The organism is Streptomyces sp. NPDC104313 (assembly GCF_055583985.1).
This window is the reverse complement of sequence record NZ_JBVJMW010000004.1, coordinates 513,959-536,241: the sequence shown is the minus strand read 5'-3', so window position 1 is coordinate 536,241 and position 22,283 is coordinate 513,959. Positions and strand designations below refer to the sequence as shown.

The 22,283-nt window shown below is 71.1% G+C and carries 25 protein-coding genes; 14 read left to right on the top strand and 11 right to left on the bottom strand.

All coding sequences use genetic code 11. The features are described from left to right. The first annotated feature begins 39 nt into the window (after nt 1–39). Both ACZ60Q_RS12685 and ACZ60Q_RS12680 read left to right on the top strand, forming a co-directional pair. Nucleotides 40–1,347: an MFS transporter gene (locus ACZ60Q_RS12685; protein WP_469632338.1), complete on the top strand. Its 1,308-nt coding sequence runs from the start codon at nt 40–42 to the stop codon at nt 1,345–1,347. Then, complete coding sequence (locus ACZ60Q_RS12680) at nt 1,344–2,375, top strand: TolB family protein (protein WP_469632336.1); 1,032 nt, start codon at nt 1,344–1,346, stop codon at nt 2,373–2,375. The genes ACZ60Q_RS12685 and ACZ60Q_RS12680 overlap by 4 nt, the downstream gene beginning before the upstream one ends. 85 nt (nt 2,376–2,460) lie before the next feature. Here the strand turns inward: ACZ60Q_RS12680 and ACZ60Q_RS12675 are convergent, their stop codons facing one another. Further along, a complete protein-coding gene (locus tag ACZ60Q_RS12675; protein WP_469632754.1) occupies nt 2,461–3,411 on the bottom strand; it encodes an arsenic resistance protein in 951 nt (316 codons plus the stop codon). A 219-nt stretch (nt 3,412–3,630) separates the two neighbouring features. Between ACZ60Q_RS12675 and ACZ60Q_RS12670 the strand changes: the two genes are divergently transcribed. Next, nucleotides 3,631–4,212 carry a dihydrofolate reductase family protein gene (locus tag ACZ60Q_RS12670; protein WP_469632333.1) on the top strand — a complete coding sequence of 194 codons (582 nt, stop codon included), beginning with the start codon at nt 3,631–3,633 and terminating at the stop codon, nt 4,210–4,212. Nucleotides 4,213–4,310: 98 nt separating this feature from the next. Here the strand turns inward: ACZ60Q_RS12670 and ACZ60Q_RS12665 are convergent, their stop codons facing one another. Then, nucleotides 4,311–4,925, bottom strand: a complete 615-nt coding sequence (locus ACZ60Q_RS12665) for an HAAS signaling domain-containing protein (RefSeq protein ID WP_469632331.1) — start codon at nt 4,923–4,925, stop codon at nt 4,311–4,313. Further along, entirely contained in the window at nt 4,922–5,296 is a 375-nt protein-coding gene (locus ACZ60Q_RS12660) for a PadR family transcriptional regulator (protein WP_469632328.1), read from the bottom strand. The genes ACZ60Q_RS12665 and ACZ60Q_RS12660 overlap by 4 nt, the downstream gene beginning before the upstream one ends. 227 nt (nt 5,297–5,523) lie before the next feature. On the opposite strand from ACZ60Q_RS12660, the gene ACZ60Q_RS12655 reads away from it, so the two are divergent. Next, entirely contained in the window at nt 5,524–6,129 is a 606-nt protein-coding gene (locus ACZ60Q_RS12655; protein ID WP_469632326.1) for a TetR/AcrR family transcriptional regulator, read from the top strand. Nucleotides 6,130–6,219: 90 nt separating this feature from the next. Next, nucleotides 6,220–7,878, top strand: a complete 1,659-nt coding sequence (locus ACZ60Q_RS12650; RefSeq protein WP_469632323.1) for an acyl-CoA dehydrogenase family protein — start codon at nt 6,220–6,222, stop codon at nt 7,876–7,878. A gap of 73 nt (nt 7,879–7,951) precedes the next feature. On the opposite strand, the gene ACZ60Q_RS12645 is transcribed toward ACZ60Q_RS12650, so the two are convergent. After that, nucleotides 7,952–8,686: a TioE family transcriptional regulator gene (locus tag ACZ60Q_RS12645; RefSeq protein WP_469632320.1), complete on the bottom strand. Its 735-nt coding sequence runs from the start codon at nt 8,684–8,686 to the stop codon at nt 7,952–7,954. Between the two features lie 58 nt (nt 8,687–8,744). On the opposite strand from ACZ60Q_RS12645, the gene ACZ60Q_RS12640 reads away from it, so the two are divergent. The 9 genes from ACZ60Q_RS12640 (at nt 8,745) to ACZ60Q_RS12600 (ending at nt 18,567) form a co-directional block, all read left to right on the top strand. Then, nucleotides 8,745–10,031, top strand: a complete 1,287-nt coding sequence (locus tag ACZ60Q_RS12640) for an erythromycin esterase family protein (RefSeq protein ID WP_469632317.1) — start codon at nt 8,745–8,747, stop codon at nt 10,029–10,031. 27 nt (nt 10,032–10,058) lie between these two features. Continuing rightward, nucleotides 10,059–10,958, top strand: coding sequence for an LLM class F420-dependent oxidoreductase (locus ACZ60Q_RS12635; RefSeq protein ID WP_469632314.1), 900 nt, complete (start codon nt 10,059–10,061; stop codon nt 10,956–10,958). A gap of 109 nt (nt 10,959–11,067) precedes the next feature. Next, a complete protein-coding gene (locus tag ACZ60Q_RS12630; RefSeq protein ID WP_469632311.1) occupies nt 11,068–12,156 on the top strand; it encodes a Rieske 2Fe-2S domain-containing protein in 1,089 nt (362 codons plus the stop codon). Nucleotides 12,157–12,518: 362 nt separating this feature from the next. Continuing rightward, entirely contained in the window at nt 12,519–13,280 is a 762-nt protein-coding gene (locus ACZ60Q_RS12625) for a DeoR/GlpR family DNA-binding transcription regulator (protein ID WP_469632308.1), read from the top strand. Between the two features lie 128 nt (nt 13,281–13,408). Continuing rightward, a complete protein-coding gene (locus ACZ60Q_RS12620) occupies nt 13,409–14,776 on the top strand; it encodes an ABC transporter substrate-binding protein (RefSeq protein WP_469632305.1) in 1,368 nt (455 codons plus the stop codon). 14 nt (nt 14,777–14,790) lie between these two features. Then, nucleotides 14,791–15,735, top strand: coding sequence for a carbohydrate ABC transporter permease (locus ACZ60Q_RS12615; protein WP_469632751.1), 945 nt, complete (start codon nt 14,791–14,793; stop codon nt 15,733–15,735). After that, nucleotides 15,732–16,616: a carbohydrate ABC transporter permease gene (locus ACZ60Q_RS12610; protein WP_469632303.1), complete on the top strand. Its 885-nt coding sequence runs from the start codon at nt 15,732–15,734 to the stop codon at nt 16,614–16,616. The genes ACZ60Q_RS12615 and ACZ60Q_RS12610 overlap by 4 nt, the downstream gene beginning before the upstream one ends. Next, on the top strand, nt 16,613–17,602 hold the full coding sequence (locus tag ACZ60Q_RS12605; RefSeq protein ID WP_469632300.1) for a zinc-dependent alcohol dehydrogenase family protein: 990 nt from the start codon (nt 16,613–16,615) through the stop codon (nt 17,600–17,602). Before ACZ60Q_RS12610 ends, ACZ60Q_RS12605 begins: the two co-directional genes overlap by 4 nt. Beyond that, on the top strand, nt 17,599–18,567 hold the full coding sequence (locus ACZ60Q_RS12600) for a PfkB family carbohydrate kinase (protein WP_469632299.1): 969 nt from the start codon (nt 17,599–17,601) through the stop codon (nt 18,565–18,567). The genes ACZ60Q_RS12605 and ACZ60Q_RS12600 overlap by 4 nt, the downstream gene beginning before the upstream one ends. A 118-nt stretch (nt 18,568–18,685) precedes the next feature. Here ACZ60Q_RS12600 and ACZ60Q_RS12595 read toward each other — a convergent pair whose 3' ends face one another. From ACZ60Q_RS12595 to ACZ60Q_RS12565, 7 genes are all read right to left on the bottom strand, one after another. Further along, on the bottom strand, nt 18,686–18,763 hold the full coding sequence (locus ACZ60Q_RS12595) for a 50S ribosomal protein bL37 (RefSeq protein ID WP_373292019.1): 78 nt from the start codon (nt 18,761–18,763) through the stop codon (nt 18,686–18,688). A gap of 215 nt (nt 18,764–18,978) precedes the next feature. Further along, nucleotides 18,979–19,407, bottom strand: coding sequence for a DUF4190 domain-containing protein (locus ACZ60Q_RS12590; RefSeq protein WP_469632296.1), 429 nt, complete (start codon nt 19,405–19,407; stop codon nt 18,979–18,981). Nucleotides 19,408–19,493: 86 nt separating this feature from the next. Next, a complete protein-coding gene (locus tag ACZ60Q_RS12585; RefSeq protein ID WP_469632293.1) occupies nt 19,494–20,051 on the bottom strand; it encodes a heme-binding beta-barrel domain-containing protein in 558 nt (185 codons plus the stop codon). Between the two features lie 499 nt (nt 20,052–20,550). Beyond that, nucleotides 20,551–20,694 (bottom strand): hypothetical protein, encoded by a 144-nt coding sequence (locus ACZ60Q_RS12580; protein WP_469632291.1) that lies wholly within the window; start codon nt 20,692–20,694, stop codon nt 20,551–20,553. An 88-nt stretch (nt 20,695–20,782) separates the two neighbouring features. Then, nucleotides 20,783–20,914 carry a hypothetical protein gene (locus tag ACZ60Q_RS12575; protein ID WP_469632288.1) on the bottom strand — a complete coding sequence of 44 codons (132 nt, stop codon included), beginning with the start codon at nt 20,912–20,914 and terminating at the stop codon, nt 20,783–20,785. Continuing rightward, a complete protein-coding gene (locus ACZ60Q_RS12570; protein WP_469632285.1) occupies nt 20,911–21,813 on the bottom strand; it encodes an alpha/beta fold hydrolase in 903 nt (300 codons plus the stop codon). Before ACZ60Q_RS12570 ends, ACZ60Q_RS12575 begins: the two co-directional genes overlap by 4 nt. A 7-nt stretch (nt 21,814–21,820) precedes the next feature. Beyond that, on the bottom strand, nt 21,821–22,261 hold the full coding sequence (locus ACZ60Q_RS12565) for a siderophore-interacting protein (protein ID WP_469632282.1): 441 nt from the start codon (nt 22,259–22,261) through the stop codon (nt 21,821–21,823). Nucleotides 22,262–22,283 lie beyond the last annotated feature (22 nt).

Below are 22,283 nucleotides of genomic sequence, written 5' to 3'. Positions count from 1 at the left end.
CCGTCGGAGCTCCGGGCACCGCGTACCAGGAGCGTCTGTATGTACCTTGCCGTCGGCAGAACCCGTCCACCGGACGGACCCGCCCCCGACCGGATTCCATCGGCCGCACAGCCCGCCGGCCGAAGGCGCCTCACCGGCACCGTCGTCGCACTCGGCGCGGTCAGCCTCGTCACCGACATCTCTTCCGAGATGGTCACCGCCGTCCTGCCCCTCTATCTCGTCCTGGGCCTGGGACTCAGCCCGCTCCAGTTCGGCTTTCTCGACGGCCTCTACAACGGTGTCACCGCCTTCGTCAGGCTCGCCGGCGGGCACGCCGCCGACCGCTGGCAGCGGCACAGGCTCGTCGCCGGCAGCGGCTACGCGCTGTCCACCGTCTGCAAGCTCGGTCTGCTCCTCGCAGGCAGTTCCACCCCCGCCCTCTCCGCGGCGCTCGCGGCCGACCGGGTCGGCAAAGGAGTGCGGACAGCGCCACGCGACGCCCTGATCTCGCTGAGCTGCGACGAGAGAGACCTCGGCCGAGCCTTCGGTGTGCACCGGGCCATGGACACCACGGGCGCCATGCTCGGACCGCTCGTCGCCTTCGCCGTCCTGTGGGCGACCGTAGACGCCTACGACGCGGTCTTCGTCGTCAGCTTCTGCTTCGGCCTGCTGGGAGTACTGATCCTCTTCGCGTTCGTCCCCGGCCGCGAGGCCGGGCCGGCGCGCCCGCCGGGCAGAGCCGCGGCCACCCTGCGGGAAACCCTGCGGCTCTTCCATGTCCCCGCCTTCCGCCGGATCCTCCTCGCGGCCACGCTGTTCGGCCTCGTCGGCGTGGGCGACGGATTTCTCTACCTGGTCCTACAGAAGCGGCTCGCCCTCGACGTGGAGTACTTCCCGCTGCTGCCGCTCGGCAGCGCGGCGGTCTACCTCCTGCTCGCCGTTCCCCTCGGCCGGGCCGCCGACCGGATCGGCCGCCGCATTCCGTACCTGCTGGGGCATGTCGCCCTGCTCGGGGTGTACGTCGCACTGTTCTCTCCGGTGGCGGGCTGGCCGCTCACGATCCTGGTGCTCGTCCTGCACGGCACGTTCTACGCGGCGACCGACGGGGTCCTCATGGCACTCGGCGGCCCTGTCGTGCCGGCGGACCGGCGGGCGGGCGGGATGGCACTGCTGCAGACCGGCCAGAGTCTGGGCCGCCTGTTCGCGTCCGTCGGGTTCGGAGCCGTCTGGACGCTGTGGGGCATGGACAACGCCCTCGTCCTGGCCGCCGCGGCACTCGGCGCCGTCCTCGTCCTCGCCTGGGCACTCCTGCCGGCCGCACCCACGCCCGCCGACCCCGTACCCGTCGTCGTCCCGGAGCCCTCATGACCCTGCCTCCCCTCTCCCTTCGCGCGCGGATCTCCGCGCTCACCGCGGCCATCGCCGTACTGGCGGCCGTCGCCGTCGGCTACACGGTCGCGGCAGCCGACGGCGACGGCCGGTCGCCGGTGCCGGTCGCCGCGCCGGGCCTCAACCTCGATACGGTGCCCGGCCTTTACCACACGGCACGGCAGGGCAACGTGCGTTCGGCGCCGTACAGCTTCTCCGGTACGGGAGCGGCCGATGGGACGCGGAGCAGGAACGCCGGACTGTCGTGCGACCGCTTCTACGCGAGCGGACGGTCGGCCGTCTGTATCGCGAGCCACCCCGGCATCTCGCAGAAGACGAAGGTGACCGTCCTCGACCGAAAGCTCACCACCCGTGAGACCGTCGTCGTCGGCGGCATCCCCAATCGGGCGCGGGTCTCCCCGTCGGGCCGGATGGTCGCCTGGACGCTGTTCGTCAGTGGCGACTCGTACGCCTCGTCCTCCTTCTCCACGAGAACGGGCATCCTCGACACCAGGACCGGCTATCTGGTCAAGAACGTGGAGACCCTCCAGCTCTACCTGGAAGGGCGGCGTTACCACGCGCCGGACGTGAACTACTGGGGCATCACCTTCGCGGACGACGACAACCGCTTCTACGCGACGGTCGCCACCAAGGGGAAGACGTACCTCGTCGAGGGCGACATCAAGACGTGGAAGGCCCGCACACTCCGCCGGAACGCCGAATGCCCGTCCCTGTCGCCCGACGGCACCCGGATCGCCTTCAAGAAGAGGGTCCGCGAGGGCACCCAGAACCCGTGGCGACTGCACGTACTGGACCTGAAGACGATGCGGGAGACTCCCGTCGCCGAGACCCGCAGCGTCGACGACCAGGCGGCATGGCTGGACGACTCGACCCTCGCGTACGCCCTTCCGGGCCGGGCAAAGGGCACCACGGACATCTGGACCGTCCCCGCCGATGCCTCGGCCACCGGGCCGAGTCTCCTCCTGAGCGACGCGTCGTCACCTTCCATGGTCGTGGGGGGCAGCTGATCAGGGGCGGCCGCACCCGCGCGGCCGGCCGACGCCGGGGAAGGAGCGCCGGGCCCGGGCCCGGGGCGTCGCACGCCGGAGCGGATCAGTCCCGGAGCGGCAGCAGCCGGGGCACGGCCCTGACGTAGAGGACCATGCCGATCACCTCCACCAGGGTCTGGGTGACCACGACCACGGCGGCGACGGCCAGCGCGTCCGGCAGCGCCAGGGCGAGGGGCAGAACAACCAGGGAGTTGCGGGTCGCTCCCGTGAACACGATGGCCCGCCCGGCGGGGGCTTCCAGGCGGAACAGGCGGGCGACGCCGAGCCCGGCGAACGCCATCACGACAAGGAAGAGCACGTAGAACGGCACGACACGGCCCACGTCCCCCAGGCTGTCGGCGTCGCCGAGCTTCGGTACCTGGGAGGCGACCACGGTGAGCAGGACGGCGGCCATCAGCGGCACCATGGTCGTGCCCATCGCGTCGGCGGCCTTCTGTCCGGCCGGGCGACGTGCGGCCCACGCCTGGGTGAGCCACGCCAGCGTGAGCGGGATGACGATCAGCACGACGAACGCCTCGACGAACGGTCCTGCCTCCACCACGTCGGCCAGGTCCGGGCCCATGAACAGGAACAGATAGACCGGCAGCAGCACCATCTGGGCCAGGAGCAGCAACGGGGTGGCGGCGAGCAGGCGCTCGCCGCTGCCGCCGGCGAGCCCGCTGAAGACGATCACGTAATCGATGCACGGGGCCAGGAGGACCAGCAGCACGCCGAGCCGGATCGCCCGGTCGTCCGGGAGGAAGGTGAACATCCCGGCCACCACCAGCGGCACCACGACGAAGTTCACCACCAGCGCCGCGGCCAGGAAACGGCCCGCCCGCACCGAGCGGAACAACTCCGCCGCCGGCACCTGGAGGAACGTCACGTACAACAGGGCGGCCAGCACCGGGTTGATCGTGTGCTCCAGGCCCGGCCCCGCACCGGGTGCGGCCCAGCCCATCAGGCCACCGGTGGCCAGTGCGCCCACGTAGACGGCGACCTGGTGGCGTTCCATGGCTGCGACCAGGCCGGATGGTGACGACAACGTACGTACTCCTTGCGCCGGGAGGGTAGAGGGGGCGGTGGTCCGCGTCGTCACATCGTGCTGCTGAACAGCTCCGCGAGGGAGTGCGGGGTGACCGTCGTGGCCCGGTGGACCGTCCGTCCGATGAGTTCTCTCACCGGACGCAGTCTGTACCTGTGTCCATCGATCGGAATCGTCCAGGAGAGCATCATGACCGCTACCTACACCTTCGACGTGTTTTCCAGCCTCGACGGTTTCGGCTCCTACAACAGTGACGGCGACTGGGGCGGTTACTGGGGCAAGCAGGGCCCCGAGCTGCTCGAACATCGGCTGTCTGTGTACGGCGAGGACCAGCGAATGGTCTTCGGGGCCCGTACCTACCGGGAATTCGCGCGGCTGCTGGGCCCGGGCACGGAGGAGTCCGGCGTGGGTGACGCATGGGTCACGCGGATGAGGAGCCTGCCGACGACGGTGGTGTCGACCACGCTCGAAGGGCCCCTCGACTGGCCGGACGCGACCTTGGCGAACGGCGACGCGGTCGACGTGGTCGCCCGCCTCAAGGACGAGTCCGCTGTGCCGTTGCGCTCGCACGGCAGCCTGTCGATGAACCGGGCGCTGATGGCCGCCGGCCTGGTCGACCGCGTCCATGTGACGCTCTTCCCTGTCATCGCCGGTCGGACCGGTACGGAACCGGTCCTGCGGGGTTCGGCCGACTTCGACCTCGAACTGATCGAGAGCCGGACGCTCGATGGCCGTACCCAGGAGCTCATCTACCGGCCCACCCCGCATTGACCCGAGCGGATCCGTGCCGGTTCGCGCCCGGGGCCGAGGGGCGGTCGGTCAGCGGGGCGGGGGCCGGCCGCCCCTCGGCCCCCCGGAACGGCACTGCCTCAGGCGCGGCGGGTCCGCCAGAGCCATACGGCGGTGCCGACCATCAGGGCGAGGCTTCCGAGGTTGCCCAGGAGAGCCTGGGCCTCGCCCGCCGCCCAGCCGCTGATCACATTCCAGCTGACGATGACGGTGGTCGGCACGATCACGGTGAGCAGTACGCCGGTGGTCTTCTGGACGGCGGTCCAGTGCACCGAGGTGCACAGAAGTACCGCGCCGGTGACACGGAACAGAAAGCCGAACACCGGACCGGGGTCGAATGCCGCGTCGGGGCCGATGGAGAAGATCATCGTGAAGGGCAGCGAGAGCGTGAGCATCAGGAGCGGGACCAGCGGGTGCACCTTGCCGCGCCGGGCAGGTGCGTCCGCGTCGCTCCTGGACTGCGTGCCGGTGGTCCCGCTCCCCGCCTCGGCCAGCGCCGTCGCCGCGATCGTGCGGGGGTCCCCCAACTCCGCGAGTATCTCGCCGATCGTGGCGTCGGGACGCTCCGTACGCGTCACCTCGATGTGCTCGGCGAGGTCGGCGAGAAGTTCCTGGCGGCGGTCGTCGGGAAGTGCGGAGCTCTCCCGCTCGACAGCGGAGAGGTAGTTGCGTACGGGGTCGGCGAAGGTCTTCATGCGGGGTCTCCGTTGGAGGTGTGGGGGGTGATCAGGAAGGCGTCGACGGCGTCGCGGAAGCCTGGCCAGACGCGGGTGAACTCGTCCAGTGCGGCACGCCCCCCGTCGGTGAGCGCGTAGTAGCGACGGGGGGGCCCGGAGTCGGACTCCTGCCAGGTGGTGGTGACCAGGTCGTCGCGGCGGAGCCGGGAGAGCAGCGGGTAGACGGTGCCCTGGCTGGTGGCCAGGGCACCGGAGTCCTCAAGGGCGTGAAGGAGTTCCACGCCGTAGCGAGGGCGGTCCCGCATCAGAGCGAGTACGCAGTACTCCAGGACGCCCTTGCGTAGTTGGGCGGCCGCCCGTGCCTGTTTGGCTGCATCGCCTGGTTCCATGCGATGCAAGATACCTTGCGGAGCATGTAGACCGGAAGCGGGGGCCCTCCTTCCAGTTCCTTGGTTCCAGGGGCTGGGACCTCGGGGAGTGCCCTGTCGGTCTGAGCGTCAGCCCGCCGACCCCGACCCCGACCCCAGGACCCCAGACCCCAGACCTCAGACCCCAGCGTCGACATCGACGTCGACCGAGCGTGGCGGGAAACTCTGAATGATGGTTCACTTCATTCATGGCCTACCGCAAGACCCCAGCCGAGATCCGTCGGCTCGAAGCCGCTCGGGAGCGTCTCGTCGCCCGCGCCACCGAGGTCGTGGCGGAGGTCGGCTGGGCGCAGGCGTCCGTGACCGTTGTCGCCGACGCGGCCGGGATCGCCGCCGGCTCCGTCTACCAGCACTTCCCGTCCAAGTCCGCGCTGGCCGTGGAGGTCTTCCGGCGCGCCGCACAGCGCGAGGTGGACGTGCTGGGTGAGGTGCTGGAGGGCGCCGGCGGCACCGCCGAACGGTTGCGCCGGGGGGTGGAGGTGTTCGCCCGCCGCGCCCTGGAGAACCACGGTCTGGCGTACGCGCTGCTCGCGGCGCCCGCCGAACCCGCGGTCGGCGCGGAACGTCTCGCCTTCCGGCGCCGCTACCGGGCGCTGTTCGCCGCGGTGATCGACGAGGGGGTCGCCTCGGGCCTGCTGCCGGACCAGGACGCGGAGATCACCGCCGCGGCGCTGACCGGCGCCATCGGCGAGGTCCTCGTGTACCCGCTGAGTACCTCGGCCGCGCACGACACGGACCGGCTCGTCACCCGCCTCACCACCGTGGCCCTGCGCTGTGCCGGCGCGGCTCCCTGACCCTGCCGCGGCTCCCCGACCCGGGCAGCCTCTCTCTCGTCCTCGTACCCGTGTGCCGCACCCGCCGTCCCGTCTCCCGGAGGAGAACCGATGCCCAAGCCCACCGCACCGCGCAGCAACCCGACCTCCGTGACGCACGAGGTGACGAACCAGCCGCCTCCACTCACCGGTCACGACGCCGCCGACGACACGGTGCTGCTCGAAGGGATACACCGCGAGGGCGCCGCATGGCACCTGGACGAGCTCCACCGCTTCGGCCGCTACGTCGGGAGCGAGGAGGCACAGCACTGGGCCGACCAGGCCAACCGCCACGAGCCGGAGCTGCGTACCCACGACCGCTTCGGCCACCGGGTCGACGAGGTCGAGTTCCACCCCGCCTACCACAGTCTGGTGGACGCCTCGGTGCGTGCGGGTCTGGCGGGCGCCGCCTGGGCCGACGAGCGCCCCGGCGCCCATGTCGCCCGCGCCGGCGCCTTCATGCTGGCCACGATGCTGGAACAGGGACACCTGTGCCCGGTCTCGATGACGTACGCCGTCGTCCCGGCACTGCGCCGCTCCCCCGACCTCGCCAAGACGTACGAACCGCTCCTGACCAGCCGTGTGTACGAGCCCGGGCTGAGCACCCCCGCCGCCAAGCGCGGCCTGCTCGCCGGTATGGGGATGACGGAGAAGCAGGGCGGCACCGATGTGCGCGCCAACACCACGGCCGCCACCGAGCAGGCCGACGGCACCTGGCGGCTGCGCGGGCACAAGTGGTTCACCAGCGCGCCGATGAACGACCTCTTCCTGGTGCTCGCCCAGTCGCCCGGCGGACTGTCGTGCTTCCTGGTGCCGCGCGTGCTGCCGGACGGGAGCCGGAACACGTTCCGCATCCAGCGGCTCAAGGACAAGCTCGGCAACCGCTCCAACGCCTCCAGCGAGCCCGAGTTCGACGACACCGTGGCCTGGCTCGTCGGTGACGAGGGCAAGGGCGTGCGCACCATCATCGACATGGTGACGATGACCCGGCTCGACTGCGTGCTCGGTTCCGCCGCCGGCACCCGTGCCGCACTCGCGCAGGCGGCCCACCACGCGCGCCACCGCTCGGTGTTCGGCGCCCAGCTGATCGACCAGCCCCTGATGCGCAATGTCCTGGCGGACCTGTCCCTGGAGTCCGAAGCCGCCACGACCCTGGCCCTGCGCCTGGCGGGGGCCGCCGACCGCGCCCACCGGGGCGACGACGAGGAACGCGCCTTCCTCCGCCTGGCCACCGCCATCGGCAAGTACTGGGTGTGCAAACGGCAGCCCGCCGCGGTCGCCGAAGCCCTGGAGTGCCTCGGCGGCAACGGGTACGACGAGGCGTCCGGGATGCCTCGGCTGTACCGCGAGGCCCCGCTCAACGGCATCTGGGAGGGCTCCGGCAATGTCAACGCCCTCGACATGCTGCGGGCGTTGACGCGGGAGCCCGCGTCGCTGGAGGCCTTTCACGCCGAGATCGAGGCGGCGGCCGGGGCGGACACGCGTCTCGACGCGGCCTGGCGGGAGCTGCGGGCCGAGCTGGCGCGCAGCGAGGACGCGCAGCTCCGGGCCCGCCGGGTCGTCGAACGGGCCGCTCTCGTGCTGCAGGGCTCGCTCCTGGTGCGCCACGCACCGGCAGCGGTGGCCGACGCGTTCTGCGCGTCCCGCCTCGCCGGGGACCGGGGGCTCGCCTTCGGCACGCTCCCCGCCGGCACGGACTTCGCGGCGCTGCTGGGGCGGCTGCCCGTCTGACGGGGACAGCTGGAGGGCGGCGGCAACCGTCGCCCTCGCGGGTGGCCCCGCCGCCCGGCCCGCCGCTGTTCCGTCAGTGGCCGTCGTGTGCGTAGCGGAGGTAGCCGTCCAGCTCGGCGGCCCCGGCCAGCATCGCCCGCCCGCGGGCGGCCAGCCGGCCATGCCAGTCACTCAGGGCGGCCGCCAGCGGCTCCAGACCTCCGGCCGCCCGCACCTGGGCGATCAACGGTGCGATCTGTTCCAGCCCGTAGCCGCCCCGTCTGAGCTGGTGGGCCAGTCCGGCGTCCCGTACGTCGGCTTCGGCGTACACCCGGTAGCCGGTCCGCGGGTCGCGGCGCGGGGCCACGAGACCGGCGCGCTCCCACTTCCGCAGGGTGGCGGGCCTGATCCCCAGCTTTCCCGCCAACGGCCCCACGGACATCCTTCCGGGGCTCGACGCGTCGTCGGGCGCCGCGCCGGGCCCCAGATCGCGGAGGGCTCTCTCGACGGCTCGCAGCGTCCCACGATCCTCCAGGAGCTGAGCGTGGCTCTCGTCGATGAGGCGGAACGCCTCCTCCGGATCGTCGCGGTTCACCGCACGCATGATCGACGTCGCGGTTCCGTGCCCGTGGGCGGGGACCAGCGCGAGGAACGCCGCGAGGGCGTGCGCGTGCAGCGGGGCGTAGGTGCGGTAGCCGTGGGGTGTGCGGCCGGCGACCGGAAGGATCCCCACCGCCTCGTAGTTCCTGACGGCCTGCGTCGACAATCCGTGCCGGCGGGCCAGATCGACGGGCCGGAGGCGGCCTGTTGTTTGAGGGTTTTGCCTCATGGATCCCAAGGTATCGCGTAAAAGTCTCCACCGTGGGTTCAGCGATACGGTTGAAGCCATGGCCAACGACATCAAGGACATCGCCCACGCCGTCGACGCGGAATCCGTCATGAGGCTGTTCGCCTCCCCGCCCAGGATGCTGACCTTGGGCGAGCCCACCCACGGGGTGGACGCCCCTCTCCTGCTTCGCAACGCGCTCTTCCGGGAGCTTGTCGAGCGGGAGGGTTACCGGACCATCACCGTCGAGAGCGACGGTGTGGCGGGACTGCTGGTGGACGACTACGTGACGACGGGTGCGGGCATGCTCGACGAGGTGATGGAGCGGGGGTTCACCCACGGCTTCGGCAAGTCGACGGCCAATCGTGAACTGGTCTGCTGGATGCGCGCGTTCAACGATGACCGGCCCGCGGCCGACCGGGTCCGCTTCGCCGGCTTCGACAGCCCGCTGGAGATGGCGTACGCCGCGAGCCCTCGCGAGGCCCTCACCTCGCTCCACCGCGTTCTCGCCGACCACATGGACACGGGACTGCTCCCCTGCACTGCCGAGACGCTCGATCACCTCCTCGGGGCCGACGAACGGTGGACCGACCCCACGGCGATGCTGGATCCGTCCGCGTCCTTCGGGCAGTCGGCCGAGGCCGGGCGACTGCGCCTGCTCGCCGATGATCTGGGGGCTCTGCTCGACGCGTGGACGCCGCACCTGATCGCGGCCGCCTCCCGGGACGTGTTCGACCGGGCACTCCTGTACGCACGGGCCGCCTCAGGGCTGCTGCGCTACCACTTCTGGATGGCGGACACGTCACCGAGCCGTCTGTCACGGCTGACGGGCCTGCGGGATCAGATGATGGCCGGCAATCTGCTCGCGCTCGCCGAGCGGGGGCCGGTTCTGGCGCACGCGCACAACAGCCATCTCCAGCGGGATATGAGCTCGATGCGGATGGGCGGGCGGCGGCTGGAGTGGTGGGGCGCGGGCGCCGTCGTCAACGCCCGTCTGGGCGAGGAGTACGGCTTCCTGGCCACCGCCTTCGGCACGATGCAGCACCAGGGGGTCGACGTTCCGCCGCCGGACACCCTCGAAGGAGCCCTGTACGCGCTCCCGGAGGAACCCAGCCTCGTGGACGCCTGCGAACTGGCCACCGCCCTCGGCCCCACGGGTACCGTCCGGCGCACGTCCCCGTACTTCGGCTACGCCCCGCTCGACCCGGCGCACCTGGCCCGTATCGACGGAGTCGTGTTCATGAAGGACGTCCCGGAGGACTTGAAGACGCTCCTGACGCCCGCAGGGTCGGTCTCGTCGCACGCTCCGCGCGTCCGGACGGGTGAATCGGCCTCGGTTCAGGAATAGTTGGGCCGGGCCGTTGTTGCTCACACCATGACTTCTGAGAATTCGGGAACGGGCAGCGCATTCGGACGTGTGGGGATCTGGAGCGGTGCCCTGCACGCTTCGCGGGTGGACGACGGGGGCAGGGAGGCGATCTCGGAGGCGCTCGCCGAGCTCGAAACGCTGGGGTACGGCGCCGTCTGGATCGGGGGCAGTCCGACGCCCGAGGACGCGGCGGCCGTCGTGGCAGCCACCCGGTCGATCACGGTGGCCACCGGCATCCTGAGCATCTGGAACCACACGGCCGAGGAGGCGGCGGCCGCCGTCGCGGCGTTCGATCCCGGGGCGCGCAGTCGCTTCGTCCTCGGTCTGGGCGTCAGCCACGGACCGATGGTGCCGCAGTACGCGAAGCCGTACAGCGCGATGGTCTCCTACCTCGACGCACTCGACGGCGCCGAACCGTCCGTGGGCTCCGGCCATCGGGTCCTGGCGGCTCTCGGACCGAAGATGCTGAAGCTCGCGGCCGACCGGTCGCTGGGGGCGCACCCCTATCTCGTCACCACCGAGCACACCGCAGAGGCCCGGGAGGCGCTCGGCCCCGACGCGCTGCTCGCCCCGGAGCTGACCGTGGTGCTGGACACCGACCTCGACCGGGCCCGCACCACCGCGCGGACGATGCTGGGGATGTATCTGCAACTGCCCAACTACACCGCCAATCTGTTGCGCCTGGGGTTCACGGAAGGCAACTTCGACGGCGGCGGCAGCGTCCGTCTGCTCGACGCCCTCTTCGCACTGGGCGACGCCGAGCAGGTGAGGCGTCGGACACGGGAGTACCTCGACGCCGGCGCGGACCATGTCGCGTTGCAGGTGCTCACCGCCGAGGAGGGCGGCGCCGGCCTGCCGCGTGCCGCATGGCGTGAGCTGGCCGAGGCCTTCGGCGACGAGCTCTGACGGTCAACACGTCACGCTCATAACCCCGTTCGGGTGACGTGCGGCGTGTCGGGAGGATCCCGGGGTGGCGCTGGGCAGCCTCCGTGCGACCGATCTTGGAGGGGGAGTCGTGGGAGTGGCACGTGAGTACGGGCGCACCATCAGTGAGGGTCCGACACCGGCCGATGCGGCGGGAGCGCCCGTCCTACCCTGTCCGAGCGGCTGGTCCGCGCTGGCCTTCTCGCACGAGCTGCGGCCGGGCACCGTGCTCACCCGGCCGCTCGCGGGGCGCGACGTCGTCCTGTACCGCACCGGCACGGGAGCACTCCGCGCCGTCCGCCCCTACTGCCCGCACCTCGGGGCCCATCTCGGCCTGGCGAAGGTCGAGGGGGAGGATCTCACGTGCCCCTTCCACTTCTTCTCGTTCGGCCCCGATGGCACCTGTGTCCGTACGGGGTACGGCACGCCGCCGCCTCGGTCCCCGCTGACGCAACTGCCCGTCCACGAGGTGAACGGGGGCGTCTTCGTCTGGCGGCACCACGACGGCCGGGATCCGGACTGGTTCGTTCCGCAGTGGCACGAGATCGGACACAGGCCTGCGCGTACGGCAGCCTGGGAACTGGCCGGAAACGTCCAGGAGGTCATCGAGAATTCGGTGGACCTCGGGCACTTCGCCACCCTGCACGGCTGGGCGAAAGCCGAGATCGAGGGCCCTGTGGCCTATGACGACGCGAAGTTCCATGTCGCCATGCGGGCCCACGAGTCGGCGCCGCTCATGGGCGACTTCACCGTCGACGTGAAGGTGGACGGCTATGGGCTCGGCTGTCTGCACGCCGACGTCCACACGCCCCGCTTCGGGCTGCGGATGTGCACGATGGTGATGCCGACGGCCATCGGGCCCAACAGGATGCAGTTCCGGCAGCTGAACCGCATCGCCTTCGACGAGCCGGGGCGGCTGCCGCCGGGGCTCGCCCGGATCGTCAGTCGTACCGCGGCGCGACTCCTGGACCGCCCCGTCTTCCGGTCCAGTTGCGAGTTCACCGCCGCCGACTTCCCGATCTGGCACCACAAGCAGTATCAGCAGCCGCCCCGGCTGGCTTCCGGTGACGGACCGATCGGCCCGTTCCGGCGCTGGGCCAAGCGGTTCTATCCGGAGACGCTGGGCAGGGGCGCGGTGACCCATCGCAGCGAGGGCGAGGGCGGCGCCGTTCTCTCCTGACGTGACCTGAGTGACGATCTGAGCCTGTCCGGCTCAGCCCGCGCCTCTTGCTCCGGCCTTCCCGCGCCCCTTGCCCCGGCTTCCGCACGCACCTTCCCGGCACCGCGGACGCCGGGGCTCCGCACTTCGGGCGCCATTCGGGCGGCGATCGCGGGAAAGCGGGCAGCCCCGGCGACCGGATCGGCGACCGTCCTGGGCGTGACCAGCACCGTCGCACCCGGGAAACGGGCACGATCGGGCTGAGGGGATCTGGTGAAGTGGCTGGTAGTTCCCCCGGGAGTGCTTGTACAAACGACACATGAGCCCGAACGGACAGCGGGCTCCGCCCGCAACGGGCCCAGCAGCGACCAGGGAAGTGCGCCGTGGACACCGAGGAACGCCGTCGGGGAATTCTGGACGCGGCCCGGCGGGAGGGGTCGGTCGGGGTGAACACCCTCGCGGACCTGTTCAAGGTGGCCAAGGAGACCGTCCGCCGCGATCTGCATGTCCTGGAGGAGCACGGGCTCGTCCGCCGGACCCACGGCGGCGCCTACCCGGTGGAGTCGGCCGGCTTCGAGACCACGCTCGCCGTCCGCACCACGCGCAACGTTCCACAGAAGTCGCGGATCGCGACCGCCGCCGCCGATCTGCTCGGCGACGCCGAGACGGTCTTCGTCGACGAGGGCTTCACCCCGCAGCTCATCGCCGAGGCCCTTCCCCAGGACCGGCCGCTGACCGTGGTCACCGCTTCCCTGGCAGTCGCCACCTCCCTCGCCGGGGTCGAGAAGACCTCGGTGCTGCTGCTGGGCGGCCGGGTCCGCGGCTCGACGATGGCGACCGTCGACCACTGGGCCTCCCGGATGCTCTCGGACTTCGTCATCGACCTCGCGTATCTCGGAGCCAACGGCATCTCCCGCGAGTACGGCCTCACCACCCCGGACCCCGCCGTCGCCGAGGTGAAGACGCAGGCGCTGCGCAGCTCCCGGCGCAGGATCTTCGCCGGGATCCACAGCAAGTTCGGTGCGGTGAGCTTCTGCCGGTTCGCCGGCGTCGGCGACTTCGAAACGATCGTCACCGACGCGGGGCTCTCCTCGGCCGAGGCCCAGCGCTACTCCCTCCTGGGACCCCAGGTCATCCGCGTCTGACCGGCCCCGCCGCCCCGTACCGCCGACCGCACGGCTCCCGCACCCGTTTCACCTCCACCGCCGGAGCCTGGTTCGCCATGCCCGCGACTACCCGATCACCGAGCCGCTACGACTGATCAGGAGCCCCCATGTCCCACCCAGGACGCCGCACCCGACCACGTGTACGCGGCCGGGCCTGCGCCGTGACCGCCGCGCTGGCCCTGCTCGCCACCGGCTGCGCCGGAGCGGGCGGGACCTCCTTCGGGGGCGGCGACGCGCTGAACGTGCTGATGGTGAACAACCCGCAGATGGTCGAACTGCAGAAGCTGACCGCGAAGCACTTCACGAAGGAGACCGGCATCAAGGTCCACTTCACTGTGCTGCCCGAGAACGACGTACGTGACAAGATCGGCCAGGACTTCTCCAACCAGGCCGGTCAGTACGACGTCGCCACCATCAGCAACTTCGAGCTGCCCTTCTTCGCGAAGAACGGCTGGCTGCACCCCCTCGACGACTACGCGAAGGCCGACACCGCCTTTGACCAGCAGGACATCCTCCAGCCCCTGCGGGAATCGCTGACCGCCGAGGACGGCAGGCTCTACGCCCAGCCCTTCTACGGCGAGTCGTCCTTCCTGATGTACCGCAAGGACGTCTTCGAGGAGCAGGGCCTCACGATGCCCGACAAGCCGACCTGGCAGCAGGTGGCACAGCTCGCCGAACGGACGGACGGGGCGCAGCGCGGGATGAAGGGCATCTGTCTGCGCGGGCTGCCGGGCTGGGGCGAGGTCATCGCCCCGCTCACCACGGTCGTCAACACGATGGGCGGCACCTGGTTCACCGAGGACTGGGAACCACGCCTGACCGCACCGGAGTTCAAGAGGGCGACGAAGTTCTACGTCGATCTGGTGCGCAAGCACGGAGAGCTCGGCGCCCCGCAGTCCGGATACGCCGAGTGCCTCAACAACATGACCCAGGGCAAGACCGCCATGTGGTACGACGCCACGGCGGGCGCCGGGTCCCTGGAGGCGGAGGGCTCCCCGGTGAAGGGGAAGATCGGCTACGTCCCGGCCCCCGTCGAGCGGACCAGGAGCTCCGGCTGGCTCTACACCTGGGCCTGGGGTCTGCAGAAGGCGTCCAAGAAGGTGGACGACGCCTGGAAGTTCGTTTCCTGGGCGTCGGGCAAGGAGTACGAGGAGCTCGTCGGGGCCACCAGCGGCTGGTCAGACGTGCCCGCCGGCAAACGGGCCTCCACCTACGCCAACCCCGACTACCGGGCGGAGGCGGGCGCGTTCGCGGACGTCACCGAGCGGGCCATCTCCGAGGCCGATCCGATGAATCCGGGCACCCAGCCCCGCCCGACGGCGGGCATCCAGTTCGTCGGCGTACCGGAGTTCACCGAGCTGGGCACCCGGGTGGCGCAGGAGATCAGCGCCGCCATAGCGGGCCGCCAGTCGGTGGACTCCGCGCTCGCCGCCTCCCAGAAGCTGGCCGAGAAGGTCGCGGAGGAGTACCGGTGACCGCCACCACAACCATGGAGACGGCATCCCCGCCCGCCCCGGCTAAGAGGCCGGGCGGCGGTAGCCGACGGCGTGCCTGGGCGACCCGGCTCCCCCTGCTGCCCGCGCTCGTCTTCCTGATCGCCGTCACCCAACTGCCCTTCGTGGCCACCCTGGTGATCTCGCTCTTCGACTGGAACTCACTGAAGCCGGAGAAGCGTCACTTCACCGGGCTCTCCAACTACGCGTCCGTCTTCACCGACGAGGCGTTGCGCGAATCGGTCGTGACGACCGTCGTCCTCACCGCGTCCGTCGTGATCGTCAGCGTCGTGCTGGGTCTCGTCCTCGCCCTGTTGCTGGACCGCGCGTTCTTCGGCCGGGGGTTCGTGCGCACCCTGCTGATCACCCCGTTCCTGCTGGTGCCGGTCTCCGCCGCGCTGCTGTGGAAGCACGCGCTCTACAACCCCGAGTACGGGCTGTTCAACGGGGCGCTCACCTGGTTCGGCGAACTGTTCGGCATCGAGAGCGTCGCACAGCCCGAGTGGACGTCCCAGATGCCGCTGATCGCTGTCGAGGCGTCGCTCGTGTGGCAGTGGACGCCGTTCATGATGCTGATCCTGCTGGCCGGGTTGCAGAGCCGACCGGCCGAGATCATGGAGGCCGCGCGGCTGGACGGGGCAGGCCCCTGGCAGATGTTCCGCTATCTGACACTGCCGCATCTACGCCGCTATCTCGAACTCGGCATCCTGCTCGGGTCGGTGTACATCGTGCAGAACTTCGACGCGGTGTTCACGATCACCTCCGGCGGTCTGGGCACCGCCAATCTCCCGTACACCGTCTACGAGACCTTCTACCGGGCCCATGAGTACGGGCTGGCGTCGGCAGCGGGCGTGGTCGTGGTGATCGGCACGATCATCATCGCCACCTTCGCGCTCCGCACGGTCTCCTCCCTCTTCCGTGAGGAGGCGAGCCGCGCATGAGTGCCTCGACCGCGACATCCGCATCCCCGTCCCCATCCGTCAACGCCGCCGCACGCAAGGCCCGTCGGCGTTCGGCCGCCCTGGGCGTGGCCGCCTGGGTCGCGGGCATCGGTTTCTGTCTGCCCGCCCTGTGGATGGTGCTGACGTCCTTCCACGCGGAGACCGACGCGGCGACCAACCCGCCGTCGCTCGCCGCCGCGCTGACGCTGGACGGCTACCGCACCTTCTTCGGCGGCGGAGGCGGCCCGACGCCGTGGCCTCCGCTGGTCAACTCGCTGGCGGCCTCGTTCTTCTCGACCGTGCTGGTCCTGCTGCTCGCGCTTCCGGCCGCGTACGCGCTGTCCATCCGGCCGGTGCGCAAGTGGACGGACGTGATGTTCTTCTTCCTGTCCACCAAGATGCTGCCGGTAGTCGCCGGGCTGCTGCCGGTGTACCTGTTCGCGAAGAACTCGGGGCTGCTGGACAACATCTGGCTGCTGGTCCTGCTCTACACCTCGATGAACCTGCCGATCGCGGTGTGGATGATGCGGTCCTTCCTCGCGGACGTCCCCGTCTCCATCATCGAGGCGGCGCAGGTGGACGGGGCCCGACTGCCGACGGTGCTGTGCCGCGTCGTCGCCCCGGTCGCCGGTCCCGGCATCGCCGCGACCGCCCTGATCTGCTTCATCTTCAGCTGGAACGAGCTGTTGTTCGCCCGGGTGCTGACCGGCGTGGTCGCCGGGACCGCGCCCGTCCATCTGACCACCTTCGTCACCAGCCAGGGGCTCTTCCTCGCCCAGCTGTGCGCGGCGTCGGTGGTCGTGTCCCTGCCGGTGCTCGTCGCCGGCTACGCCGCCCAGGACAGACTCGTCCAGGGCCTCTCGCTGGGAGCAGTCAAATGAGGGCAGCCATCGTCGAAGCCGTCGGCAAGGTCTCGGTGACCACCGTCCGGGACCCCACGCCCGGTCCTCGCGACGTGGTCGTCGAGGTGGCTTCGTGCGGGTTGTGCGGTACCGATCTCCACATCCTCCAGGGCGAGTTCGCTCCGACCCTGCCGATCGTGCCCGGGCACGAGTTCGCCGGGGAGGTCGTCGGCCTCGGTGCGGACGTCACAGAGCTGTCCGTCGGCGACAAAGTAGCCGTGGACCCCTCGCTGCACTGCCACGAGTGCCGCTACTGCCGTTCGGGCCGGGGCAACCTCTGCGACAACTGGGCGGCGATCGGCGTCACCGTGCCCGGGGGCGCTGCCGAGTTCGCGGTGGCGCCCGTCGCCAACTGCGTACGCCTGCCCGAGCACATCGACGTCCGGGACGCGGCTCTGATCGAGCCGCTGTCCTGCGCGGTGCGGGGCTACGACGTCCTGAACGGCAATCTCGGGGCGCAGGTGCTGATCTACGGCTCCGGAACCATGGGGCTGATGATGCTGGAGCTGGCCAAGCGCACCGGCGCGGCGTCGGTGGACATGCTGGACGTCAACGCCCAGCGGCTGGCCACCGCGACGACCCTGGGCTGCACGGGTGCGGCAGCCCGTGCCGAGGAGCTGGACCGTCCGGGCGGCTGGGACATCGTCATCGACGCCACCGGCAACGCCGGGGCCATCCAGGACGGTCTGGGGAGGGTCGCCAAGGGCGGTACGTTCCTCCAGTTCGGGGTCTCGGACTATGCGACGACGGCGGTGATCGAGCCGTACAGGATCTACAACCAGGAGATCACCATCACCGGGTCGATGGCGGTCCTGCACAGTTACGAGCGGGCCGCGGCTCTCTTCGCGAGCGGGGTGCTGGACGCGTCGGTGTTCATCAGCGACCGGCTGCCGCTGGAGCAGTATCCGCAGGCGATAGAGCGCTTCCGGGCGGGGATCGGCCGCAAGATCGTGGTGGAGCCGTGACAGACGCTTCGGCCTCCCGCCCCGGCCCCGGCTCCCGCCCTGGCCCCGACACCGACACCGACACCGGCTCCGTTCTCGTGCTCGGCGAGGCGCTGGTGGATCTGGTTCCGGCCGACGGTGACGCCGGGGTCCGGGTGGCCCAGCCGGGCGGGGCGCCCGGACACGTCGCGGTGGGCCTGGCGCGCCTCGGCGGGCGGCCGTCCTTCGTGGGCGGGCTCGGCGACGACGCCTTCGCGGAGGGCGTCGAGGCCTGGCTGACGGCCGCGGGCGTCGACCTCTCGTTGAGCGCCCGGTGCTCGCTGCCCACGGCGCTCGCGGTGGCCGACCCGGGCGATCACGGGAACACGTACCGCTTCCACCTCGGTGACACGGCGACCTTCGAGCTGCCCGACCGGGCGGCGGAGGCGGCGCGATTTGACGCGGTGTACGTGGGCGGTCTCGCCGCGGTCGTGGAGCCGGCGGCCGGCGTCGTGTCCGCCACCGCGCGGGCGGCGGCCCGGTCGGGGCTGCTCGCGGTGGACCCCAACGTGCGCGATGACCGCACCCTGGATCCCGTGCGGAGCCTCGGCCGGCTGCGCGAGCTGTGCTCTCTCGCACAGGTCGTGAAGGCGAGCGACGAGGATCTGGTGCGTCTGTGGCCGGACGCGGCCCCGGAAGCCAGCTGCCGGGCGCTGGCCGGGGAGGGACGGCTGGTGGTGATGACCCGGGGGCCGGAGGGCGCCACCGCGTACGTCCATGGCGCGACCGAGGTCTCGGTCCCGGCCCTGCCGGTGCGGGTGGTGAACACCATCGGCGCGGGTGACGCGTTCATGGCAGGGATGCTGACCTGGCTGGGGGCGGAGGCGGGCTGGGATCCGGCACTGTCCGCCGGGCAGACGAAGGCGATGCTGGAGTACGCCGCCGGGACGGCCGCGTCGGTCTGTGCCAGGTCGGGAACGGAACCCACGGCCCCGCTGGGGGTGTGAACCCGGCGCGCATCGGGCATCAGCATCAGGACCCGAGTTCCGCACGGCCCTCCCCCGGCCCACGGAAACCGCCGCGGCCCCACCGGGCTTCTCCGCCCGGTGGGGCCGCGGCGGCGTCTCAGCTCTGCGGACGCCTGCCGTGGTTCGCTGCGTTCTTACGGCGGGCCTTCTTCTTACGACGTCGCTTCGATGACATCGAACCCTCCTTCTCTCTGCTGGGTACTCCGTCACGGGCGGTCCACCGGGCGGTGCGGCCCGGTGATCGCCGGGCCGCACCGCCCATGGACACCGTGGCAAACACCCGGTGCGGGTACAACCGGCGGCGCGCCGCCAGGCAGATGCAAACAGACGTGCGGAGACCATGGCCCGGCGCTCAGTGCCGGTATCCCAGGGGAGGCCCTCCGGGATCCGTCAGTTGGTCAGCTCGTCGACGAAGCCCTCCGCGCACCGGTCCTCGGCCGCCTGGCCGTTGGCCTGGTTCATGCAGTCCTCGAGGTTCTTGAACTCCTGGGAGTCGAACACGGAGACGGCCACCACGAGGACGATCGCGGAACCAATGAGCCCGAGCGCTCCGAACGCGGCGCCGACTATCGCCATCACCCGACGCGGCGCGCGGCCCTGGCGGGTGCGGAGCACGGCGATGATCCCGAAGACGACGGCGAGCAGGCCGAGCAGCAACCCACCCACCACGGTCCAGAAGAACAGGCAGGCGATCAGGCCGAGTACGAGTGCGGCGACCGCGAAGCCGTTCGTCCGTGCGGGCGCCTGGCCGCCGTAGGGGTCGTGATCGGCCGCGGGCTGCCCCGGGTACGGGGAATCCGGGTACGAGGGAAGGGACATCGGGAAGGTGCTCCTGTTCTCCTGGCTTCCCGTGCACCTGCCCCGCGGACCGTCCTCCATGCGTCGCCTTGGTCACACTCCGGCAACTAAATGCCCTGGCCAGGGGCTTCTCGGCGGAGCCGCGCCGACAGATGGTGCTGCAGTGGCCGGCCGACCGCGGCGAGGTCGTGGACGAAGGCGAGCGTGTCCTGATCCGTCAGCGTGTAGCGGCGGCGCGTGGCGTCGACCTCCTTGGCCGTCGGGGCGAGGGACACCCGCTCGGTGGCGAGGTCGACGGCGCCGTCGTGGGCGTGCCCGACCGAAATCTCCGCGATGCCGGTGGGCTGGGTGATCAGGGCCTCCACCCGCCCGTCCGGTCGCAGGCGCCACCATCCGGTCTCCCGGGCGGACGGCCGCAGGGGTTGCCCGTCCGCGTCGAGCAGCCAGGCCCGGGCCTCGTACGCGAGGAAAGGCCGCCCGTCGTGGCTGAACGTGACCTCCTGCGCGTAGGTGAAGTCCGCCTCCAGCGTCGGGTATCCGCCACTGCCCGTGCCTCGCCAGGTGCCGATGTACCCGGTCACCGGGGCGAGCAGCGGATGCGGCGCGGGGGACGCTTCGGGGCGGAGGGCGTCGGGGAAGGGGAGTTCGCGAACAGAGTCGTGCATGGCGATGCGCTCCTGGGTCGAGGGCCGGCACAGGGTCGCAGCCTAGGGGGCGTCCGGCATTTCCGCCCGCCCGCGCGGGATTCGTCGGACGCCCCTGTCCAGGCACGCGGGGCTCGGTGGCGCGTCGGGTGAAATCGTAGGCGGCCCAGGCGCTGGAGCCGGCCGCCAGAGAGGGTGCGCGGCGCGCGCCGGCGAGGGTGACCAGTCCGTCCGGGGCGGCGTCGAGGTAGTCATCGAGGGCGGCGGTACGGCTGCCGTGGGCCCCGGAGAGTGCGGTGTTGGCCGCGCCGAACCGCTTGGGGAACCAGTGGGTGTTGATCCACATCAGGGGCGGCACGCCCAGGAGGCACATCAGGGCGAGGAGCGAATCGAGTCGGCATGATCGCGACGATCATCACGGCGAAGTCGGTGACACCCGTGAGGAGCGAGGCAAGGCCGGAGAGCCGGCTCCGGACGAGGTCCACATCGCGGGTGCCGCGCACGCCGAGGTCGCCCTCCCTTACCGGGCGAGGATCCGGGTGCCGAGGCGCGAGACGTGGTCCGCCAGGGCGAGGTGGAGGCGGTGGCCCTCAGTGGTGGCGAGGAGCGTGGAGTACCAGCCGAGGACCATTTCCGCGTGGGCGGCGACAATGCCGACGCCCACGATGATCAGGGCCCAGCGGAGCAGGGCGGAGGGGTCCTCCTGGACGATTCCCGATCGACGGCGCGTTCGATGAACCAGGGCAGGGCGGTCAGGGCGAGCTGGTGGACGAGTCCGCGAGGACGGTGAGGGCGGGGCAGTCCCGGAGGCAGCCCGCGAGGAGCCACAGCCCGTCGCGGGCGGTGGGCTCGTACGGGCCCTGCCGCTCGGCCGTGGCGTTCACGCGGCACCTCGTCCGAGTGCGGGTGCGGGTGCGGGTGCAAATGTGGGTGCGGCCCGGCCCGGGGCGGCAGGGTGCGTGGCCCCGGGGCGGCGGGCGAAGAAGTCGAGCACGGCCGCGTTGACCTCCGCGGGGCGTTCGAGATGGCCGTAGTGGCCGCAGCGTTCCAATTCGGTGTAGCGGGCTCCGGGGACGGTGTCGGCGATCTCCCGGGAGGCCGTCGGCGGGATCATGACGTCGTCGGCGAAGCCGATGCACAGGAGCGGCACGTCGAGCTTCGCATACCGGGGCAGTTGGTCGACGTCGCGCATGGCCTCGTACTGGGCACGGACTCCGGGGCCCGTCGCTCCCTCGGCGTAGGTGAAGACGTCGAGCCAGTCCTGTACGGCGGCGGGGTCGCGCAGGGTATGGGGTGACAGGTAGCACAGGGCCTGGAAGACCGCCCGGTGCGAGGCGGGGACGGCGGCTCCGCTGTCGCTGTCGTACAGGTCGGCGGCCGCGCGGGTGACGGCGCCGCCGAAGGTGTCGACGCGGGCCCGGCCGGCCATCAGCACGGCCTGGCTGACGAGTTCGGGCCGGCCGAGGAGGAGTTCGCCGACGATCGACGCGCCGAGGGAGAAGCCGACGACGCGACAGGGTGGGAGAGCGAGGTGCTCGATCAGCGCGGCCAGGTCCGCGGCCATGGCCTCCAGGGTGATGCCGCCGGGCGGTGAGGCGTTCGGCGGGATGCCTCGGTTGTCCGGGGCGATGACCCGGTAGCCGGCGGCGACCAGGGCGGGGGTCTGGTGGGCGCGCCATGCGGTGCGGGTGGCGCCGGTGCCGTTGACGAGCACCACGGGTTCCCCGTCGCCGCCCGTGTCGTCGTAGACGAGGTCGAGTCCGTTGAGGGATGCGGAAGGCATGGTGGGGTCAGACCTCGCTGTCCTGGGTTTCGCCCTGGGTCCAGTAGGCGGTCAGGTGGGTGTCGGCGCGCTCTGGGCCGCGGAAGTGGACGAAGTAATGGCGCAGGTCCCGCATGACACCGCGCTCCGCGCTCCCCCGCACGCGCCCCCGGCCGTGCAGGAGTTGGAGAGTGGTGGCGTGTTCGCGCAGGGGTTCACCGTGGTCACGGCCGTGGCGGTGGAGCCAGGTGACGATGGCGTCGGCCCGGGTGGAGAGGGGCTGCCCCTCGGCCCGGTCAGCGACCTCGACGGCGGCCAGGACGCGGTGGCCCGGGCGCAGTTCGACGCCGGCCTCGTAGCAATAGAGGGTGGCATGCCGATAACTTCCCTTGCTGGTGAATTCTGACAGATCGCCACCTCCCAGGGTCGACCGGACCCTGCGAGGGGTGATGTGTTGCGATCTACGCACGGCGGCCGCATGTATGCGCCCC

Excerpts from the sequence above, each read along its gene's own strand:
- ACZ60Q_RS12685 (WP_469632338.1), top strand. The coding sequence starts at position 40 with ATGTACCTTGCCGTCGGCAGAACCCGTCCACCGGACGGACCCGCCCCC.
- ACZ60Q_RS12680 (WP_469632336.1), top strand. The coding sequence starts at position 1,344 with ATGACCCTGCCTCCCCTCTCCCTTCGCGCGCGGATCTCCGCGCTCACC.
- ACZ60Q_RS12675 (WP_469632754.1), bottom strand. The coding sequence starts at position 3,411 with ATGGAACGCCACCAGGTCGCCGTCTACGTGGGCGCACTGGCCACCGGT.
- ACZ60Q_RS12670 (WP_469632333.1), top strand. The coding sequence starts at position 3,631 with ATGACCGCTACCTACACCTTCGACGTGTTTTCCAGCCTCGACGGTTTC.
- ACZ60Q_RS12665 (WP_469632331.1), bottom strand. The coding sequence starts at position 4,925 with ATGAAGACCTTCGCCGACCCCGTACGCAACTACCTCTCCGCTGTCGAG.
- ACZ60Q_RS12660 (WP_469632328.1), bottom strand. The coding sequence starts at position 5,296 with ATGGAACCAGGCGATGCAGCCAAACAGGCACGGGCGGCCGCCCAACTA.
- ACZ60Q_RS12655 (WP_469632326.1), top strand. The coding sequence starts at position 5,524 with ATGGCCTACCGCAAGACCCCAGCCGAGATCCGTCGGCTCGAAGCCGCT.
- ACZ60Q_RS12650 (WP_469632323.1), top strand. The coding sequence starts at position 6,220 with ATGCCCAAGCCCACCGCACCGCGCAGCAACCCGACCTCCGTGACGCAC.
- ACZ60Q_RS12645 (WP_469632320.1), bottom strand. The coding sequence starts at position 8,686 with ATGAGGCAAAACCCTCAAACAACAGGCCGCCTCCGGCCCGTCGATCTG.
- ACZ60Q_RS12640 (WP_469632317.1), top strand. The coding sequence starts at position 8,745 with ATGGCCAACGACATCAAGGACATCGCCCACGCCGTCGACGCGGAATCC.
- ACZ60Q_RS12635 (WP_469632314.1), top strand. The coding sequence starts at position 10,059 with ATGACTTCTGAGAATTCGGGAACGGGCAGCGCATTCGGACGTGTGGGG.
- ACZ60Q_RS12620 (WP_469632305.1), top strand. The coding sequence starts at position 13,409 with ATGTCCCACCCAGGACGCCGCACCCGACCACGTGTACGCGGCCGGGCC.
- ACZ60Q_RS12615 (WP_469632751.1), top strand. The coding sequence starts at position 14,791 with ATGGAGACGGCATCCCCGCCCGCCCCGGCTAAGAGGCCGGGCGGCGGT.
- ACZ60Q_RS12610 (WP_469632303.1), top strand. The coding sequence starts at position 15,732 with ATGAGTGCCTCGACCGCGACATCCGCATCCCCGTCCCCATCCGTCAAC.
- ACZ60Q_RS12605 (WP_469632300.1), top strand. The coding sequence starts at position 16,613 with ATGAGGGCAGCCATCGTCGAAGCCGTCGGCAAGGTCTCGGTGACCACC.
- ACZ60Q_RS12595 (WP_373292019.1), bottom strand. The coding sequence starts at position 18,763 with ATGTCATCGAAGCGACGTCGTAAGAAGAAGGCCCGCCGTAAGAACGCA.
- ACZ60Q_RS12590 (WP_469632296.1), bottom strand. The coding sequence starts at position 19,407 with ATGTCCCTTCCCTCGTACCCGGATTCCCCGTACCCGGGGCAGCCCGCG.
- ACZ60Q_RS12585 (WP_469632293.1), bottom strand. The coding sequence starts at position 20,051 with ATGCACGACTCTGTTCGCGAACTCCCCTTCCCCGACGCCCTCCGCCCC.
- ACZ60Q_RS12570 (WP_469632285.1), bottom strand. The coding sequence starts at position 21,813 with ATGCCTTCCGCATCCCTCAACGGACTCGACCTCGTCTACGACGACACG.